19 protein-coding genes and 1 riboswitch are annotated in these 18,654 nt (G+C 42.1%); of the genes, 9 read left to right on the top strand and 10 right to left on the bottom strand.

Translation table 11 applies throughout. The annotated features are described in order from the left end of the window. The first annotated feature begins 410 nt into the window (after window positions 1-410). From uhpT to WDV75_RS12240, 4 genes are all read left to right on the top strand, one after another. Window positions 411-1,787: a hexose-6-phosphate:phosphate antiporter gene (gene uhpT, locus WDV75_RS12255; protein ID WP_273557990.1), complete on the top strand. Its 1,377-nt coding sequence runs from the start codon at window positions 411-413 to the stop codon at window positions 1,785-1,787. Window positions 1,788-1,946: 159 nt separating this feature from the next. Beyond that, window positions 1,947-2,555 carry a transcriptional regulator UhpA gene (gene uhpA, locus WDV75_RS12250; protein ID WP_273558037.1) on the top strand — a complete coding sequence of 203 codons (609 nt, stop codon included), beginning with the start codon at window positions 1,947-1,949 and terminating at the stop codon, window positions 2,553-2,555. Then, window positions 2,555-4,093 (top strand): signal transduction histidine-protein kinase/phosphatase UhpB, encoded by a 1,539-nt coding sequence (uhpB, locus tag WDV75_RS12245; RefSeq protein ID WP_273557989.1) that lies wholly within the window; start codon window positions 2,555-2,557, stop codon window positions 4,091-4,093. Before uhpA ends, uhpB begins: the two co-directional genes overlap by 1 nt. 9 nt (window positions 4,094-4,102) lie before the next feature. Next, the gene (locus tag WDV75_RS12240) at window positions 4,103-5,431 is read left to right on the top strand and encodes an MFS transporter (protein WP_420497500.1); all 1,329 of its coding nucleotides are present in this window, start codon (window positions 4,103-4,105) and stop codon (window positions 5,429-5,431) included. Between the two features lie 17 nt (window positions 5,432-5,448). Here WDV75_RS12240 and WDV75_RS12235 read toward each other — a convergent pair whose 3' ends face one another. After that, window positions 5,449-6,003, bottom strand: a complete 555-nt coding sequence (locus WDV75_RS12235; RefSeq protein WP_273557988.1) for a GNAT family N-acetyltransferase — start codon at window positions 6,001-6,003, stop codon at window positions 5,449-5,451. 197 nt (window positions 6,004-6,200) lie between these two features. Here WDV75_RS12235 and rlmA point away from each other — a divergent pair, with 197 nt between their 5' ends. Then, window positions 6,201-7,016: a 23S rRNA (guanine(745)-N(1))-methyltransferase gene (gene rlmA, locus WDV75_RS12230; protein ID WP_273557987.1), complete on the top strand. Its 816-nt coding sequence runs from the start codon at window positions 6,201-6,203 to the stop codon at window positions 7,014-7,016. A 258-nt stretch (window positions 7,017-7,274) separates the two neighbouring features. Here rlmA and mntP read toward each other — a convergent pair whose 3' ends face one another. From mntP to pabB, 8 genes are all read right to left on the bottom strand, one after another. After that, window positions 7,275-7,859, bottom strand: a complete 585-nt coding sequence (gene mntP / locus WDV75_RS12225) for a manganese efflux pump MntP (protein ID WP_273557986.1) — start codon at window positions 7,857-7,859, stop codon at window positions 7,275-7,277. 129 nt (window positions 7,860-7,988) lie between these two features. Then, window positions 7,989-8,131, bottom strand: a riboswitch (yybP-ykoY riboswitch). A 152-nt stretch (window positions 8,132-8,283) separates the two neighbouring features. Continuing rightward, window positions 8,284-8,742 (bottom strand): DUF986 family protein, encoded by a 459-nt coding sequence (locus WDV75_RS12220; protein WP_273557985.1) that lies wholly within the window; start codon window positions 8,740-8,742, stop codon window positions 8,284-8,286. A gap of 79 nt (window positions 8,743-8,821) precedes the next feature. Beyond that, entirely contained in the window at window positions 8,822-9,670 is an 849-nt protein-coding gene (locus WDV75_RS12215) for a PTS mannose transporter subunit IID (protein ID WP_273557984.1), read from the bottom strand. 13 nt (window positions 9,671-9,683) lie between these two features. Beyond that, complete coding sequence (locus tag WDV75_RS12210) at window positions 9,684-10,484, bottom strand: PTS mannose/fructose/sorbose transporter subunit IIC (protein ID WP_189759214.1); 801 nt, start codon at window positions 10,482-10,484, stop codon at window positions 9,684-9,686. Between the two features lie 83 nt (window positions 10,485-10,567). Further along, the gene (gene manX, locus WDV75_RS12205) at window positions 10,568-11,536 is read right to left on the bottom strand and encodes a PTS mannose transporter subunit IIAB (RefSeq protein WP_273557983.1); all 969 of its coding nucleotides are present in this window, start codon (window positions 11,534-11,536) and stop codon (window positions 10,568-10,570) included. A gap of 509 nt (window positions 11,537-12,045) precedes the next feature. Next, window positions 12,046-13,410: an L-serine ammonia-lyase gene (locus WDV75_RS12200; protein ID WP_189759212.1), complete on the bottom strand. Its 1,365-nt coding sequence runs from the start codon at window positions 13,408-13,410 to the stop codon at window positions 12,046-12,048. 169 nt (window positions 13,411-13,579) lie between these two features. Further along, complete coding sequence (locus WDV75_RS12195; protein ID WP_189759211.1) at window positions 13,580-14,149, bottom strand: CoA pyrophosphatase; 570 nt, start codon at window positions 14,147-14,149, stop codon at window positions 13,580-13,582. Beyond that, window positions 14,146-15,516 carry an aminodeoxychorismate synthase component 1 gene (pabB, locus tag WDV75_RS12190; protein ID WP_273557982.1) on the bottom strand — a complete coding sequence of 457 codons (1,371 nt, stop codon included), beginning with the start codon at window positions 15,514-15,516 and terminating at the stop codon, window positions 14,146-14,148. Before pabB ends, WDV75_RS12195 begins: the two co-directional genes overlap by 4 nt. A gap of 149 nt (window positions 15,517-15,665) precedes the next feature. Here pabB and WDV75_RS12185 point away from each other — a divergent pair, with 149 nt between their 5' ends. From WDV75_RS12185 to pip, 3 genes are all read left to right on the top strand, one after another. Then, window positions 15,666-15,848, top strand: coding sequence for a YoaH family protein (locus WDV75_RS12185; RefSeq protein ID WP_273557981.1), 183 nt, complete (start codon window positions 15,666-15,668; stop codon window positions 15,846-15,848). A gap of 102 nt (window positions 15,849-15,950) precedes the next feature. After that, a complete protein-coding gene (gene yebF / locus WDV75_RS12180; protein WP_273557980.1) occupies window positions 15,951-16,322 on the top strand; it encodes a protein YebF in 372 nt (123 codons plus the stop codon). A gap of 83 nt (window positions 16,323-16,405) precedes the next feature. Further along, a complete protein-coding gene (gene pip / locus WDV75_RS12175) occupies window positions 16,406-17,359 on the top strand; it encodes a prolyl aminopeptidase (RefSeq protein WP_273557979.1) in 954 nt (317 codons plus the stop codon). 60 nt (window positions 17,360-17,419) lie between these two features. On the opposite strand, the gene WDV75_RS12170 is transcribed toward pip, so the two are convergent. Continuing rightward, the gene (locus tag WDV75_RS12170; protein WP_189759206.1) at window positions 17,420-17,650 is read right to left on the bottom strand and encodes a DNA polymerase III subunit theta; all 231 of its coding nucleotides are present in this window, start codon (window positions 17,648-17,650) and stop codon (window positions 17,420-17,422) included. A 367-nt stretch (window positions 17,651-18,017) separates the two neighbouring features. Here WDV75_RS12170 and ftnA point away from each other — a divergent pair, with 367 nt between their 5' ends. Further along, the gene (gene ftnA / locus WDV75_RS12165) at window positions 18,018-18,524 is read left to right on the top strand and encodes a non-heme ferritin (protein ID WP_189759205.1); all 507 of its coding nucleotides are present in this window, start codon (window positions 18,018-18,020) and stop codon (window positions 18,522-18,524) included. Window positions 18,525-18,654: the final 130 nt, after the last annotated feature.

The following is an 18,654-nucleotide window of genomic DNA, read 5'->3' as shown; positions in this document are numbered from 1 at the left end:
ATGATTTTCTAATTAAGGCCCTGATTTCAGGGCTTTTTTGCTTCCATATCACACTAAATCACACCATATCAGTATGCAACTTTTGACGGTAAACCATGCATCCAGTAAAAATCATTTTTCCATAGATGGAATAATGCACAATGTAATACAAATTTGAGTAAAGAGTGTGATTTCTTTCACGCTTTATGCTCGAACAGGATAAAACTAGGAAATATTCCTAGTCCAACTAAGACCATAGCTCAAGCCAATCTTCCTTTAGTTTTCTAAACTGACCAGATAATAACTATATCTGCAAAACTATATTTACGAAAACTATAACTACGAAAACTTTTGCTTTCTTGCGATTTGCCTTTTTTATCTTCACCTGCTTCAAAAAGGCGCTTTTTCTCGTAGTTATCTAAGGATTTCAAATGCTTAAGATTCTAGAACAAATTCGTAAGCCAACACTGGATCTACCAGTGGAAGTACGCCGCAAAATGTGGTTCAAACCCTTTATGCAGTCGTATTTGGTGGTTTTTATTGGCTATATGGCTATGTATTTGGTACGTAAGAACTTTAACATAGCCCAAAACGATATGATCTCAACTTATGGTCTGTCGATGACGCAGCTTGGGTTGATAGGGTTAGGTTTTTCTATTACTTATGGTATTGGTAAAACCGTTGTTGCTTATTATGCCGATGGCAAAAATACCAAACAATTCCTGCCATTTATGCTGATCCTGTCTGGCATTGCCATGTTAGGGTTTAGCATGAGTATGGGAAATTCCGGCGTCAGTATTTTCCTGATGGTGGCATTTTATGCGTTGAGTGGCTTTTTCCAAAGTATAGGTGGGCCGGCCAGCTATTCCACCATTACAAAATGGACTCCCCGTAACAAGCGTGGAACCTATCTGGGTTTGTGGAATATGTCACATAATGTCGGGGGGGCTGCTGCGGCTGGGGTGGCACTCTTTGGGGCCAATTATTTCTTTGATGGTCATGTGATAGGGATGTTTATTTTCCCTTCAATCATTGCCCTGATCATTGGTTTCATTGGATTGCGTTATGGTAGCGACTCTCCAGAAAGTTACGGCTTGGGTAAGGTAGAAGAGTTATTTGATGAACCTGTCAGCGAAGAAGATATCGCGGCAGAAGAAAACCAGATGACTAAACGTGAGATCTTTGTTGAATATGTATTAAAAAACAAAGTCATTTGGCTACTCTGTTTTGCCAATATCTTTCTTTACATTGTGCGTATTGGTATCGACCAATGGTCAACCGTGTATGCGTATCAGGAACTGGGACAATCAAAAGAAACCGCCATCACGGGTTTTACCATGTTCGAAATAGGTGCGCTGGTAGGGACATTAATGTGGGGGTATTTGTCAGACTTGGCAAATGGTCGTCGTGCTCTGGTTGCCTGTGTCTCGTTAGGGTTGATTATTGTTTGCCTTGAATTCTATCAACATGCAACCAGTGAATATATGTATCTGGGTTCCCTGTTTGTGCTTGGTTTCCTGGTATTTGGTCCACAGTTGTTGATTGGTGTGGCGGCTGTTGGATTTGTACCGAAAAAAGCAATCAGTGTGGCTGATGGTGTTAAAGGAACATTTGCTTATTTAATCGGTGACAGCTTTGCCAAGCTTGGCTTGGGAATGATTGCGGATGGTGTGCCTGTCTTTGGTTTAACAGGTTGGAAAGGGACATTTGTTGCCTTGGATACTTCAGCATTCGTATGTCTTACTTTGCTTGCTTTCGTGGCTATTGCGGAAGAGAAAAAGATCCGAAAAGCGAAGAAAGCACATTAAGCCAGATTAAAAATTTACTGATGCTACTGTATATCCGCAGTAGCATCTTGCCATCATTTTTTGCCTTAATATCCCCTATTTTCTATCTATGGCGTACTATTGCGAAGCCATATCAATAAGAGTAGTTTAGTCCGATGCTTAATTCGATAATAAATAATGATGATTAAAGTAGCATTAGTTGATGATCATGTTGTTGTACGCTCAGGATTCGCGCAGTTGCTGAATTTAGAGCCTGATATTGAAGTCGTGGGAGAGTTCAGTTCATGTGCTGAAGCCAGACAAGGCTTACCGGGATCGGGTGCAATGGTTTGTATTCTTGATATTTCAATGAAAGATGAAAGCGGGCTTTCACTACTGAAAGATCCTCCCTCAGGTATTACCTGTATTATGCTGAGTGTTCATGATTCTGCCACAATGGTGGAAAATGCCTTGAAAGCAGGTGCGCGCGGTTATCTCAGTAAACGTTGCAGCCCGGATGAACTGATTCAAGCGGTGCGGACGACCGCCAATAATGGTTGTTATCTTACACCGGATATTGTACTTAATTTAACATCATCAAAGAGCAATCCGTCTTCATTGGAATACCTGACCAGACGAGAACGACAAGTTGGAGAGATGTTGGCGAGTGGTATGGATGTTAAAGCCATCGCGGCTGAATTAGGATTAAGCCATAAAACCGTACATGTCCATCGAGCCAATGCGATGAGTAAATTAGGGGTAACGAATAACGTTGGTTTGGCAAATTATTTTGCTACTAGTGATCTTTAATGCGTCAATATCTGATTAATTCATTTTGCGGCTGGTTACTGTTTTCTTGTTGGTGGTTCTGCTTATGGGTTATCGCCTACTATTTTGTCAATGACTCTGAACTGGCGATCCTGTTTTTTCCTTTTGCTTTGCGCCTCGGTATTGTTCTCCATACCCCCAAACGCTATTGGACGACTATTTACAGTGCAGAATGGGGGCTTACCATTTGTTTGACGCTCCTCATGGGGCAACTACAATGGTTGACGGTGTTAACAGCTAGCGTGGCCAGTTTTCCTCTTGTTTGGTTTGCCAGTCGTTATTATTGTGGCAACCAATGGCAGCGATTTGTAGTCATGGCTGGTATCATTCTGACAACATCTATGATTAATGTGGCGGCGATCAGTAATCATAATTCTGCTTTGAGTATTGCATTTTTGGTGAGTTTAACCGGTGGTGTTATGTTAGTTCCTTTATGCTATTTAATATGGCACTACTTGTTCCAAAATATTTGGTTTCCTCTGACTGCTAATCTTGTATCACATCGTATTCAGTTTCACCTGAAGCACATTATTCTTTATAGTTCATTGTTTATACTGAATATTTTTCTTCAAGTTGGTCTGCCGAATGAGTTGCGTTATTTTGCCCCGTTTTGTCTGGCCATTCCCATTATCTTGCTGGCTTTTCGTTACGGCTGGCAAGGGGCGGTGGTTGGCACTTTGCTAAACAGCATTGCCTTGATTGCCGCGCGCAATGGTGTCTCGAATAATGGTGTTTCGAATATAGAGATCACGGATCTCTTGTTATCGCTATTGGCTCAAACGCTAACGGGGATCATGCTGGGAATGGCGGTGCAGCGTCAGCGTGATCTTAATGCACAATTAAAGCGTCAACTTCATTGCAATCACAGCTTGTCCCGTCAATTGGTAAAAGCAGAAGAATCGGTAAGGCGGGAAATTGCGCGTGAACTGCATGATGAAATTGGTCAGAATATTACCGCTATTCGTACTCAGGCCAATATTATCCAGCGGGTAGAAGTTGCACCGATTAGCGCTAATTGTGCGAAAACGATCGAATCGTTATCCCTCAACGTTTATGATACAACTAAAGGGTTACTTAGTCGGCTGCGACCTAAAATTCTTGATGACCTCGGTTTGAAAGAGGCTATTGAGCAATTATTGCGGGATATGGAATTTGCATCCCATGGCATATTGGTAGATGTTTATTGGGAAACGGATTCAGCTATGGCAATTGCGCAACTAAGTGACACCACCCAAATTACGTTATATCGCCTTTGTCAGGAAGCGCTGAATAATGCCATGAAATATTCTCAAGCGGATCGTATTGAATTACATTTTTCCATCAACGGGATGATCCATGTATTAATCAGAGATAATGGTATTGGCTGTAAGTCTGAGGATCATATGAAAGGGTTTGGCTTACGTGGTATGCGGGAACGTGTGCAGGCGCTGGGTGGAACGTTCTCAATTCACAGTGAAAAACGACAAGCTGACTCGACATCTTCGGGGACGGACTTGTCTATCACTTTGCCTAAACTTTAAAATACGCTTATGACAGCTTCTTCTCAATCCAGGCCGATGCATGACGAGCCGCTATCTGCTGAGGAAATCCGACAACAGTATCGCTACTGGCGCTTGCATATCATGCTGAGTCTCTATGTGGGATATGCGCTGTTTTACTTTACCCGTAAAAGTTTCAACTATGCGATGCCTGCCATGATAACCGATCTCGGCCTTGATAAAGGCGAGATTGGCCTGATTGGAACCCTGTTTTATATCACTTATGGTTGTTCCAAATTTCTTTCCGGCATTATCTCTGATCGCTCCAATCCACGTTATTTCATGGGAATCGGGTTAATTGCGACAGGGATCATTAATATCTTTTTTGGTCTGTCCAGCTCGATTGTGATGTTTACCTTTTTGTGGATATTAAATGCGTGGTTTCAGGGCTGGGGTTCGCCACCCTGCGCCAAATTGCTCACCAGTTGGTATTCTCGCTCAGAGCGTGGTTTTTGGTGGTCTTTATGGAATACATCACACCATACAGGCAGCGCTTTGGTTGCGTTATTTATCAGTTTCTTAACATTACATTTTAGCTGGCGAGAAGGGTTTATTGTGCCGGGCTGTTTAGGTATTTTGGCCGGAATATTTTTATGTTGGCGGTTACGTGACAAGCCTGCAACTATGGGGTTACCGACCATTGGCCAATTTCGTAATGATCATTTAGAAAAGGTACAGGAAAATCAAGGGCAAGGGCTAACGACCAAAGAAATACTGAAAACCTATGTTTTTGGCAATAAATATATTTGGTTGCTTTCATTGAGTTACGTTTTGGTTTATCTCGTCCGTACGGTTATTAACGATTGGGGAAACCTCTATCTGACAGAATATCACCATTATGATTTAGTGAGTGCGAACGCTGTATTATCACTTTTTGAAGTGGGGGGATTTATGGGTTCGCTGGTGGCAGGCTGGGGATCGGATCGCGTGTTTGGCGGTAACCGTGGGCCGATGAATTTGATATTTGCGATGGGTATTTTCTTATCGGTGGCTGCCTTATGGCTGATGCCTATGACTGATTTGATTTTTCAATCCATTGGCTTTTTCGCCATTGGTTTTTTTGTTTTTGGGCCACAATTGTTGATTGGTATGGCTGCGGCGGAATGTTCCCATAAAGATTCAGCGGGGGCGGCGACGGGGTTTGTCGGCCTTTTTGCGTATACGGGAGCTGCACTTGCTGGTTATCCTTTTGCCATTATTTTAAAATATTATCATTGGAAGGGGTTATTTATTACTATTTCTGTTTGTGCTGTATTGATAGGTTTATTATTACTGCCATTCCTGCAAGCCCAGTTTCCCAGGCAGAAAATGCAGGATTAATGGGTAGTTAAAATTTATTAAGAAGGCGCATGTCGATTACACCATTCTTCCCTGGTTATTTCCCAGAACTCACAAGCATATTTTCCTGAAACATACTCTTTTTCTTCCACTTTTATCAACCTTTCACCTTGCGCTAATGAGATTTTTTTCGAACCGTGGTTAATACTGGCTTTTTGTGTTCTAAGAACGGATTTCCCCAGTACGTGAAACCAATAATCAGTCACTTTCTCACAGGCTTCGCGCATCAATCCTTGGCCTTGATGCTCCAGGGAAAGCCAGAACCCTCGGTTATTATCTTGCCGGTCATGTAACCCGATCATTCCGATGAGTTCATCAGGATGTTTTTTTATCCGAATAGACCATAGCCAGGCTTTTCCTGATTGTATGGCGGGAAAAGCCACCTTTTTAACAAAGTATTCTGCACCATCATTGGGATAAGGCCAGGGAACTGCACTGCTATCTAAGTATTTGACAACATCCCAATGAGGAAATTTTTGCTGAATTTGAATAGCGTCATCATAAGCGAGTTTTTTTAATAGAAGCCGTTTGGTCTCTAGATTATCGTATGGCATATCATCCCCTATTTGTAATGAAAGTGTTATTAGGTGGTAAAAATAAATAGGGTGTTGAGAATAGTCAATATAATTTCTTTAACGCAGTCAGGCAGTGGAGTGTCACGTTTAAATTTCAAAAGTATGGAGTTTAAAAACGTATATATCAGAAATATGGTATAGTACGCCCCCTGATTTTCCCTATCCGTCGGAATGTTATGTCTTATCAATGTCCTTTATGTCACACACCTTTACTGTTTACTCACCACCAATGGCGTTGCGAGAATAATCACCAATTTGATTGTGCAAAAGAAGGGTATGTCAATTTACTGCCCGTTCAGCATAAACGCTCAAAAGAGCCTGGGGATAGTGTGGAGATGATGCAAGCGAGAAGGGCATTTTTGCACTCAGGCCATTATCAGGCTCTGCGACAAAAAACGGTTGAGTTGCTTGGTGAATATTTACCAGAAGGCGCCAAAGCTTTGCTGGATATTGGTTGTGGTGAAGGTTATTACACCGCTGCGGTTCAAGAACAGCTCAATCTTCAGTGGAAATTGACAGTGTTTGGATTGGATGTGGCGAAAGTCGCAATTCGTTATGGTGCCAGGCGTTATCCCGATGTTAATTTCTGCGTAGCATCTAGCCACCGGTTGCCATTTGCGGACAGTTCACTGGATGGTATTTTGCGGATTTACGCTCCCTGCAAAGCGGCAGAATTGGCCAGGGTAATGAAAACAGAGGGGATTGTCCTGACAGTAACACCAGGGCCTCGTCATTTGTATCAATTGAAAGAGCTTATTTATCAGGAAGTGCATTTACATCCTGAAAATCAGGAACAATGGGAAGAATTTGAATTAATTTCAACCGAAACGTTGGCCTATACCATGTCATTAAATGGTGAACAAGCACATAATTTATTGCAGATGACCCCTTTTGCCTGGCGGGCATCAGAAAAGGTTAAAACGCATTTGATATCGAGAGAACAGTTTGCTTGTGAAGCAGATTTTACGTTAAAAATGTATCGACGTATTTGATAATAAAATAATTTCTGTCATCTTATAACCGCTAAATAGCGTTTCAAAATAATAGGAGTATTCCTTACCCCGCGCGGCGCGCGGGGTAAGGAACGCCAACATCTGATACTCTCAGTATTATTATTTAGAAGTATGGTGACAAAGGAACAAATCTCCGGAATATAACGAACTATACCAATCTAACTTCAAGATGCGTATATATATCCGGAGTAAATTGAGTTAATAAAACGACAACGTGAAAAACGTTAAATAATAACCTTATTTCGCATACCAGAATAATTTAAGATGCTCGAATAATATATTGAAGCCAATGGCAATTAAGACCAATCCCCCAACTAACTCGGCTCTTTTACCCAATAGCGGGCCAATATAACGCCCAATTAACATGCCTAATGTGGCCATAATCATAGTCATCAGGCCAATTGTCATGGCTGTGTGGAGAATATCAACCTGTAAGAAGGCAAGGCCGACACCTATTGCCATAGCATCCAGACTGGTTGCAATTGCAGTGAGAACCAATGCCGCTGAACTATGGCGTTGAGGAGTAGCTTGATAAGAAGTTTCAGGTTCACGTTTGAAGCTATCAATTATCATGCGGCAGCCAAGGATCAGGAGCAAGAAAAAGGCAATCCAATGATCCCATTCCATAATATATTGGCTGGCATACAGGCCCAATGACCAACCGATTAAAGGCATACAGGCTTCAACCAAACCAAAGATGATACCAGTGCGGATGGCTTCACGAAAATGAGGGCGGTGAAGGGCGGCCCCTTTTCCTACAGCAGCGGCAAAAGCATCCATGGAAAGGGCAAGCGCGAGAATAAGTGTTGCATAGAGATTCATCAAAATAGCCTCGGTTGGGTGATTCCATACACACACAACACACCCCCAACCAACGGCGCTGTTATGTGTCTATGGTCTTGCCAACCGATTTATCCCCGTATCTTTCAAGCTGCAACTTTGTTAATCGTCACTTGAAATATAACGGGAATGTAAAAACCTGGATGTTATTAGGTTCTTTAGGTATTCGTACCACGTTTTATTTTAAACGAGTATGTTGATACGAATTTTCCAGAGATTTTCTGGAACAGGCTACTCCCCAATGACTGCGACGGACAATATCATATTAAGAATAAAAGGCAAAAGATATTTTGCCACAATTTAAATATGAAAATGATAATGCTTATCGTTATCTGTATCTGTTTTAGGAGGGAAATAAGACCAATATGAATTATTGATCTTATTTAATCGAATCTGCCAATTGCAATCATCTGTTGTTAACCAGAAATTGATAAATTTTTTCTAAGTCATCCAGTTTTGTGACGGATACATATATTTTGTTTTGCCCTAAATCCATCATCAGAATGCCGTCTTCAGATAAATTCATTGCGTTAATGTTTTCATAAGAAAAGAAACGGTTGGCATAATAAAAACCCTGTTTTTTGAATATTAGTTTTGGTGAGCGAATATAACCTAAATACAATGTCACCAGGATGATAAAAGTTAATAAATAGGTCGTGAACTGACTGCCATGTGATGTGACATTATTGTAAATAATAATAGCAATCAAAATGATAAATATCAGCGCATCAAGCCGCTGTTTTCTTTTGAGTTTGATATTTAATAGCGTTTTGCCTTTGAGCTGATTGATAATAAATTCATCATAAATCGCAAAAGCGAGCATTAATACAATTAAAACTATTAGAATAATATCATTCAAACTCATTTTTAATCCCTATTTTCTCACAAAGAAAGGGGAGGCAAAACCTCCCCCCGAATATTCAAGTCATGCAGGAATATCAGTTCTAACCGAGGAAACCAAAACGGAAACCGACAATCCCCAGCACGAAAAAGCCGACGATAATCCATAACGGATTGACTTTCTTCCGCAGTAGCCACATACAGCCAAATGTTAACAACAATGGCATGAGGCCAGGCATTAACTGGTCAAGGATGGTTTGAACAGTAGTCACTTTCATCTCACCCGTGATTGGATCAGGCACTTCAGAAACCACGAGCGGAATATTGACTTTGGTCCATTTGTTGACGAGGGCACCCATGACAAACAAGCCGAGAATGGACGCACCTTCCGTCATTTTCTGCAAGAAGCCACCGCCCATATCTTTAACGATATCTAACCCTTTTTTGTAGCCATAAGCGACACCCAAGTAACGGGTAAGTAATCGCACTAAATTAAACAGGATGAAAAACAGAACAGGGCCTAACGGACTACCACTCATGGCAATACCGGCTCCCAGAGCGGCAAATACCGGACGAACAGTTCCCCAGAAAATAGGATCACCAACCCCTGCTAAAGGCCCCATCAAACCCACTTTGATACCGTTGATAGCCCCGTCATCAATGTCAGCTCCATTGGCCCGTTGCTCTTCCATTGCCATAGTGACACCCAGGATAGGCGCTGCAACATAAGGATGGGTATTAAAAAATTCCATATGTCGTTTGAGAGCTTGCTTCCTTTCTTCGGTATTCTCCGGGTACAGACGACGAATGGCAGGTATCATCGAAAAACAGAAACCGAGTGCCTGCATCCGTTCAAAGTTCCACGACCCTTGAAATAGGTTAGAGCGGAGGAATACACCACGAATATCGCTTTGTGTCAGCTTCTTCTGACCCATATTTGTTGCTTCTGACATGTTGTTCATCCTCTTAATCTAATTCGTTATCAAGGTCGTTTGGCGTATTGCCAGCAGAAGCGGCTGCCTGTGATTGATTATATTTAGGGCTAAGCTGGATATACAGGATTGCCATCACAATACCAATCACACCTAATGCCACAAGATTGAAGTTAGTGAAGGCTGCCGTAACGAAACCAAGGTAGAAGAACGGCATCAGATAACCTGCGCGCATCATGTTAATCACCATTGCATAACCGACAACCACGATCATACCACCGGCGATATTCAGGCCGCTGGTGACCACTTGTGGAATGGAGTTCAACATATGCTGAACTTCTGATGTTCCTACTGATATTGCAACGATCAGGGCCGGGATGGCGATTCGCATAGCTTGAAGCAGCAAAGCTGAAATGTGAATGACGCTAATTGCACGAAGATTACCGTTTTCTGCGGCTTTATCGGCTGCATGTTGGAAACCCACAGTCAAGGTACGGACGATGATAGTCAGAACCTGGCCTGCTGCTGCCAGTGGAATAGCCAGTGCGATACCGGCACCGACATCTTGCCCACCGGCGATAACCAGGATGGTTGAAATGATGGAAGCTAATGCTGCATCGGGGGCGACTGCTGCACCGATATTCATCCAGCCAAGGGCGATCATTTCCAGTGTACCGCCGATGATAATGCCGGTTTTCATATCGCCAAGCACTAAGCCGACTAATGTACAAGCAACTAATGGACGGTGGAATTGAAATTCATCGAGAATTGACTCCATACCTGCAATACAGGCAACGATGAATATCAACACAAGTTGAACAACGGTAATTTCCATTGTTTTTCTCCTGTAACCAAATGTAATTTGGTAAGAATTTTGTTATTGACTAATGGTTAATAAAATGACATTTGTTCTGATGGTTAAACTTTTTTCAGCAGATCCATCATGTTCAAACGGGTATCACTGGCAACTTTACGGGCTTCAAGTTCTATGCCGCGTGAGTTCAGTTTTTCAAAGGCTTCAATGTCAGTTTTATCAACGGAAATCGCGTTGTTGATTTGGGTTTTTCCTTGACGGAAAGCCATGCCACCGATGTTGATGGATTCGATAGCGACGCCACCTTCGACAATACGCAGAACATCTGTTGGATTGGTAAAGAGCAACATGACGCGTTCGTTAGCATATTTGGGGTTGTTATAAACCCGAACGCACTTAGCAACATCTATGACATGTGCGCTAACGCCGGGAGGTGCAACTTGTTTCAACAAGGTAGAACGAACCGTATCCTGGGCAACTTCATCACTGACGACAATGATACGTTTGACGTTAGTTTCCTTAGTCCAACGAGTAGCAACTTGGCCGTGGATAAGGCGATCATCAATACGCGCGAGGGCAATCTTCATATGGCCGCCCGCAGAGGTTGCTGAAGCTGAAACGGCGGAAACAGGTGCAGCGGGTTTTACGGGTTCAGGTTTGGTTGGCTCTTCATCTTGTTTTGCTTTAAGGGCTCGAATGCCTTCTTTGCCGGTTTCCAATGCAACGGCAACCAGCTCTTCCATCGTTGGATCATCGTCACGGCACATGAAAGCTTCAACCAGCATCGGAACATTGACACCTGTGACGATTTCGTAGTTATCTTTATCAACTACGATGCGGTTTGCGGCATTGAATGGGCTGCCACCCCAGGTATCGACGAAAAACAGTACACCTTGTTCTGTATCAAGCGATTCCAGCTTTTGGTTGTATTTCTCGAATAACGTATCAGCATTTTCACCGGGCACAAAGTCGATATAAGAAACATTTTCCTGCTCCCCAATCAACATCTCTGTGGTACGAAGCAGCTGTTCCGCCGCAGCCCCGTGTGTGCCAATCATAATGGCTATACTCACTTGTTTTCCCCTTTCTATAACAATTGCACTCAGACTACTGCAAGTTCATACTCAATATTTCTAATGTATTTAACTTCCTATCAATCAATAGGATAGTCGTGAACATAAAACTGTCATGGTTTTATATTTTGTTACATAAGTAAATATATAGTTAGAATATCATTTGCTGCCTTCAAGAAAATTGCTATCAGTCAGAAAAATTAAGATAGACTATTTTAATAGGTTAAAACAATATTTTATTCCGAAATATAATAATGATTTTTTAAAAAAATCTTCTTATTTCTTATGGTTTGGTATTTTCTTTTGTTTCCGGTAACATTTTCTTAATTTTCTTATAAAAAAATTGTGATGTTTTTACCGTAAAATGGAAAATAATGTACTTTAGTAACTCGTTTCAGCCAAAAAAATATCCCTACCAATTGGCAGGGATACGATTTCAGCTAAAATTTAAATGTAGAAAAAGGAGGCGATAATATCGCTTTCTGTCTAATGAGTGAGCAACGCTTACATTAGTCACACTGAACTTTTATCGCCAAACCACCGCGTGAAGTTTCACGGTATTTTGCGTTCATATCTTTGCCCGTTTCGTACATAGTCTCAATAACTTTATCGAGAGAAACACGAGGTTCACTGGTACGGCGAAGTGCCATACGGGCAGCATTGATCGCTTTAACGGAAGCAATAGCATTGCGTTCAATGCAAGGAACTTGCACCTGGCCTGCAACTGGATCACACGTCAGACCAAGGTTATGCTCCATGCCAATCTCTGCTGCGATGCAAACCTGTTCAGGGCTTGCGCCAAATAATTCGGCAATGCCGGCTGCTGCCATCGAGCAAGCTACCCCAACTTCACCCTGACAGCCAACTTCAGCACCAGAAATAGAGGCATTCATCTTATATAAGATACCAATGGCACCCGCAGCCAGGAAATAGCGGGTGTATAGTTCCGCTGTCACAGGCTCAATGCAATGGTTGTAGTAGGCCAAAACAGCAGGAACAATACCACACGCGCCATTGGTTGGGGCGGTAACAACGCGGCCACCCGCTGCATTTTCTTCATTGACGGCCAATGCAAACATGTTAATTAAATCAACAACATTCATTGGGTCATTAGACAATTTGTTTGATGATGTCAGCATACGCTGCAATGCGGCGGCACGGCGAGGAACACGCAATGGGCCAGGCAAAACCCCTTCTGTATTCAGGCCACGCTCAATACAAGCTTGCATAGTTGCCCATACGTCTGCGAAATACTCAGCAATTTCTTCTTTGCTGTGTAAATCCAATTCATTTTTCATCATCAAGCCAGAAACAGACAAGCCGGTTTTATTACAATTCATTAACAGCTCAGCCGCAGAGCTGTAAGGGTAAGAAACCGGCTTGGAATCCTGGGATGGCTTGCCAAAATGTTCTTCATCAACAATAAAACCACCACCGATGGAGTAGTAGGTTTTGCTGTAAACCTTTTCGTCACCTGCGAATGCATGAATTTGCATGCCGTTTTCGTGCAGTGATAAGTTATCGCTACGGAAGTTCATACCGCCATCGCGAGGAAAATCGACTTCGTGTAAACCATTTGCCAGCGGCAAACGTTCAGTTTGCTCAACATCACGAATAAAACCTGGAATTGAATCAATATCAACAGTTGCGGGCATGTTACCTGCCAGGCCCATGATGATAGCGATATCCGTATGGTGACCTTTCCCGGTTAATGAAAGTGAGCCGTATACATCAACAGCTACACGCGTGATAGAGGACATTACTCCTTGGTTTACAAGATCATCGACAAATTGTTTGCCTGCTTTCATAGGACCAACAGTATGAGAGCTGGATGGGCCAATACCCACCTTAAACATGTCGAAAACGCTAATCACGCCAGACTCCTTTAAAGAAGAAAGAAATATAGTTATTTATATAAAGCGCGCTACTTTACTGTTATTTGGTAGTGTTGATAAAGGAGTTTACAGTTTTTTTTTAATTATAATAGCAATTGATATGATTATGGATAAGTAATGCACAGTTTTGTAGTGTTTTGTGGTCAATTTAGAACGTTTTTTGTACTTGCTGGGCTAAGCGATAAATAATAGCGGCGGTTAATCCCCAAATCATATGCTCTTGGTGCCAATAAAAATAGACTCGGCGCTGTTGATTACGGCGTTTTATATCCAGATACCGATAATGGGGAAGGGAAAGTGCCTCAAGCAGCGGGATTTCAAAAATGTTTGCTACTTCTGCGGGATTGGTGCGAAAAGAGATGGGTTCGGCAATAAGCCCAATTACCGGCGTGACACGATAACCGCCAATGCTATCCAGAGGGGCTAATTGCCCCAGTATTTGTACCTTATCTTGCGGTAGGCTGACTTCTTCTTCTGCCTCACGCAACGCGGTGGCAATCAGAGATGCGTCTTCAGGATCTGCCGCTCCGCCCGGAAAAGCAATTTGCCCGGCGTGGGAGCGGAGGCTTGCGGAGCGTTGGGTGAATAACAGCGTTGGTTCTGGCTTACATATAATCGGTAATAATACTGCCGCATTCCGTTGGTTGCTGGCTAAATATGCTGGTTTTGCAGGAAGCTGCAATTGAAACCGATGAATGAAGTCAGAGAGCGATGTCATGATAGAGCGAGTTCCCCTAATTGAGGTAAGATCCGTCCAAGTTTATCAAATGTTTCCTGATATTCTTTTTCAGCGATGCTATCTGCGACGATACCACCACCGGCCCAACAGTAAATTTTTCCTTTTTCTGTCAGTAAGGTACGAATAGTAATATTGCTGTCCATTGTACCGCAGAAACTAATATAGCCAACAGCACCACAATATCCATGTCTGCGATGTGGTTCCAGTTCTTCAATGATTTCCATGGCTCGAATTTTAGGGGCTCCCGTAATTGATCCGCCTGGAAAACAGGCGCGCAGTAAATCTGTAGCATGATATGTGTCAGGCAGGGTTGCTGTGATGGTGCTGACCAGATGGTGTACGGCCGGAAACGGTTCAACCACAAATAATTCAGGGACTTTGACTGATCCTGGCGTGGCAACTCGCCCAATGTCATTTCTCAACAGATCAACAATCATCAGGTTTTCCGCACGATCTTTGCGTGAGTTTGCCAATTTTTCTGCTTGTAATTGATCCTCTGCGGGGGCTTGCAATCGGGGCCGCGTTCCTTTTATTGGGCGCGTCTGAATGTGATGATCTTTCAAAAGGATAAAACGTTCAGGTGAAACGCTGATAATGCAGTGCTCAGGCAAGCGGATAAAGGCAGAAAAGGGAGCATGGTTGCTTTCATTGAGCTGGATAAATGCCTGCCATTCATCTCCCTTATAATGAGCATGGAACCGTTGGGATAAATTAACTTGATAGCAATCCCCTTCTCGCAGGTAGCGGTGGATATGAGCAATTTTTTCGTGGTATTGCTGTGCTGTCATATTGGATTGCCACGGACTTGTCAGGGAAAATCCTTCTTTCCTGTGTTCTCGCAGAGACTCTAACCATGTCAGCCGTTCGTCAATATTGTGGTAGCTTAGTAATGTCACCTTCTGTAACTGATGATCAATAATTAATCCCCAATCGTAGATCCCTATAGCCATATCAGGAAAGCTCAGTTCGTGGGTGGCTAATTCAGGTAACTTTTCGATACGTCGTCCGAGATCGTATCCCCATATCCCTAATGCTCCTCCTTGAAAAGGGAGGTCCGGATCAAATTGAGCCTCAATATCCCAAGCGTGAAGATGGTTTTTTAATAGCTGGAAGGGATCTTCTTTGGAAAGAGAGACCTGACCATTGCAATGAATTTCGGTAGAAGCTCCTTGAGTGACAAGGGTTGTTACAGGTTCGGCGACAATAATATCAAATCGATTATGCGGATGTTCGGCGGTTCCAGAATGTAACAGCATGGCCCAGGGTAATGCAGACAGAGGGGCGAAATAGTGAATGGCGAGATCAGGAGAATACGGTAATTGTCGTTTTTGTAATGCAATTTTCATGGCGGAATCAATATTGGTGTTGAGCAATCCACAAGGAATAACATATTAATCCACGGAGATTATCACACAATCTTGCTCCTGACTTGAGATAAAACAGGCTATAATCGCCGTTTGCCATTAAGTGCTATGTTTTGTTTGAGGTTATAACGATGTTTTCAGGTATGCCAGCATTATCCCATGAAGAGCAACAAGCGGCCGTAGAGAGGATCCACCAGCTTATTTCCGAAGGAATGGGCAGCGGAGAAGCCATTGCTATTGTTGCTCAGGAATTACGCGAAACGCACCGAAACCATGAGCAGATCCCTGTTTTATTTGAAGATGATGAAAACTAGTTGCAACGCATTTTTAACAAAACTCACATAATTGCTTTCTACGACATGTTAATTTATCGCAACTTTTAATCCATACTGTTTGAATGGTAATAGGAGGGTAACATGAAAGAAAGTCAATTTATTCGTCGTATTAGTTTATTGAGTGCGGGTGTTCTGTTGTCTGTTTCGTTTATTGCCAGCGCTGCTGATAATGAGCGTGTGGCGAAGTTTATTTCTTGTAAAAATTTAACCAAAGATCAAGTGGCAGCGCAGGTTAAACAAGATTTTTTACAAAATCGTATTAATCGCTGGGATAAAGACAGAAAGCAATTAGGCACGGCAAAACCGATTGCGTGGGTAAATGTCAATGATATTACGGGTGATCAGGACGCATTGCAGGTTCCGTTAATCGTCCGCGGTACGAAAAAAGATAAAAGTTACAATGTCATCATTGATTGTCAACAAGAAACTATCAGTTATGGTGAAATAAAGTAAATAATTTGTCATGCTATCTTTTCTTTAAATATGTACGGGATACTGGAGAGTATCCCGTTTTGTTTAAACACTGAGAGGGCTTTATGACGGAACAACGGAAACTCTATCCCGCTTATGATGCATATCAAACAGGGTATCTGGATACGGGAGATGGGCACCAAATTTATTGGGAATTGTGCGGTAACCCAAGAGGTAAACCCGCGGTATTCATCCATGGTGGCCCTGGTGGTGGGATAGCAAACTATCATCGTCAGTTATTCGATCCTGAACGCTATCATATTATGTTATTTGATCAGCGTGGCTGTGGGCGTTCTAAGCCCCATGCTAGCCTGGAAAATAATACAACATGGCATTTGATAGCGGATCTTGAACGGCTGCGCCATCTTATGGGCGTTGAAAAGTGGTTGGTTTTTGGCGGTTCATGGGGATCAACACTGTCTTTGGCCTATGCTGAAAAACACCCGAATAGCGTGTCAGAATTAGTGTTAAGAGGGATTTTCTTGCTCCGCCCACAAGAGTTGCACTGGTATTATCAAGAAGGCGCTTCTCACTTTTTCCCGGAAAAATGGGAACGGACCTTGTCGATCCTGTCAGAAGAAGAGCGTAAAGATGTCATCGCCGCCTATAACAAACGGCTGACCAGTGAAGATTTGCAAGTCCGGTTGGAAGCGGCCCGTTTATGGAGTCTTTGGGAAGGCGAAACGGTAACACTGCTGCCTTCTGCAAATTCAGCGACTTTTGCCGAAGATAATTTTGCTTTGGCGTTTGCACGCATTGAAAACCATTACTTTATCAATAATGGTTTTATGGATGAAACTCAGCAATTACTGGATCATATTGATGTGATCAGACATATCCCTGCGGTGATTATCCATGGTCGCTATGATATGGCATGTCAGATACAGAATGCATGGGATTTGGCAAAAGCGTGGCCGGAAGCAGAATTGCATATTGTGGAAGGTGCTGGGCACTCTTTTGATGAAGCCGGTATTTTACACCAACTCATTAAGGCGACTGATAAATTTGTTGGAAAATAAATTAGCTGGAATAAGATAACCACCAGAAAAGTGGTGGTTATCTTTGCTCATCGGATTCCCTTAGCGGTTTTTAGGCTCATAAGGCAGGCGTGACAGTACTCTTGATTGCTGGCGATAGTGCTGTAAACGTTGTTGGAAATATTCCCGCAGATGGGCTGGTTGTGATTGTTCAACCGTGTCAGGAATAACAGGCATGTTATAACGTTCTTTGAAAGCAACACCGGATGCTGCTAAATCAACATTGACTTTATCCATCTCATCTTTAGATAATTTGGCTAAGTTATGTTCCATTTTGGCCTCTCTGAAAACTCATTTTAACTTTCTCTAATAAGAAAATTAATCGACTCTTTTTTGTTTAGCAAGTTGCAATCCGCAAGACGAGGCGGGGAAATATAACACGCATCTTGAAGTTGGATTGATATAATAAACATAAATAATATCAATTCTCATTTTTATTAAAAATGTTTTTTTTGAATAAAAAACTAATTAAATAAAACTGATTCTTATTTCCTGATATTTAATGAGATTTATTCTTGTTGGGATTTATAAATAAACTGTTATTTATCAATCAATTATTTGTTTTTATTTTGTTTTTGTATTATGTGATTTTAATTGGCATAATACGCCAAGTTTAATGAATTATTGGGAGAGTTGGCTGATGTTAAAACAAGAAATGATCAAAAAATTAAATGAGCAATTAAATCTGGAGTTTTATTCTGCGAATTTATATCTGCAAATGAGTGCATGGTGTAGTGATAAGGGATATGAAGGCGCAGCAGCGTTTTTAAAGACTCACTCACAGGAAGAAATGCAACATATGCAACGCTTGTTTGATTATTTGGGTGACACGGGTTCAATGCCTGTATTAGGTGCTATTCAGGCTCCTCCTGTAGAATTCAAGTCTATCTCTGATGTATTTAATCAGACTTATGAGCATGAAAAACTGATCACAGAAGAGATTAATAAGCTTGCCCATGTAGCGATGACGACACAAGATTACTCTACTTTTAATTTCTTGCAGTGGTATGTTGCTGAACAGCATGAAGAAGAGAAATTGTTCAAATCCATTCTGGACAAATTGGATATGGTGGGTGAAGGCGGAAAAGCGCTGTTCCTGCTGGATAAAGAGCTTAAGGGATTGTCTATGGCACCGGCACACGCCTGATTGTTTTTCTACCGTAACACCCGTTTCTTTGCGTGTTTTTTCATGCATTATGAAACTGGGGTTACGGCTCTTCCTCTTTTATCTCTATGATCTTATCTCTATGATCTCCATTTTTTGCGTAGTGTCTCAC

Source organism: Xenorhabdus griffiniae (assembly GCF_037265215.1).
Classification (GTDB): Bacteria; Pseudomonadota; Gammaproteobacteria; order Enterobacterales; family Enterobacteriaceae; genus Xenorhabdus; species Xenorhabdus griffiniae.
Note: the sequence above shows the minus strand (reverse complement) of the source record. Positions and strands in the feature narration are given on the sequence as shown.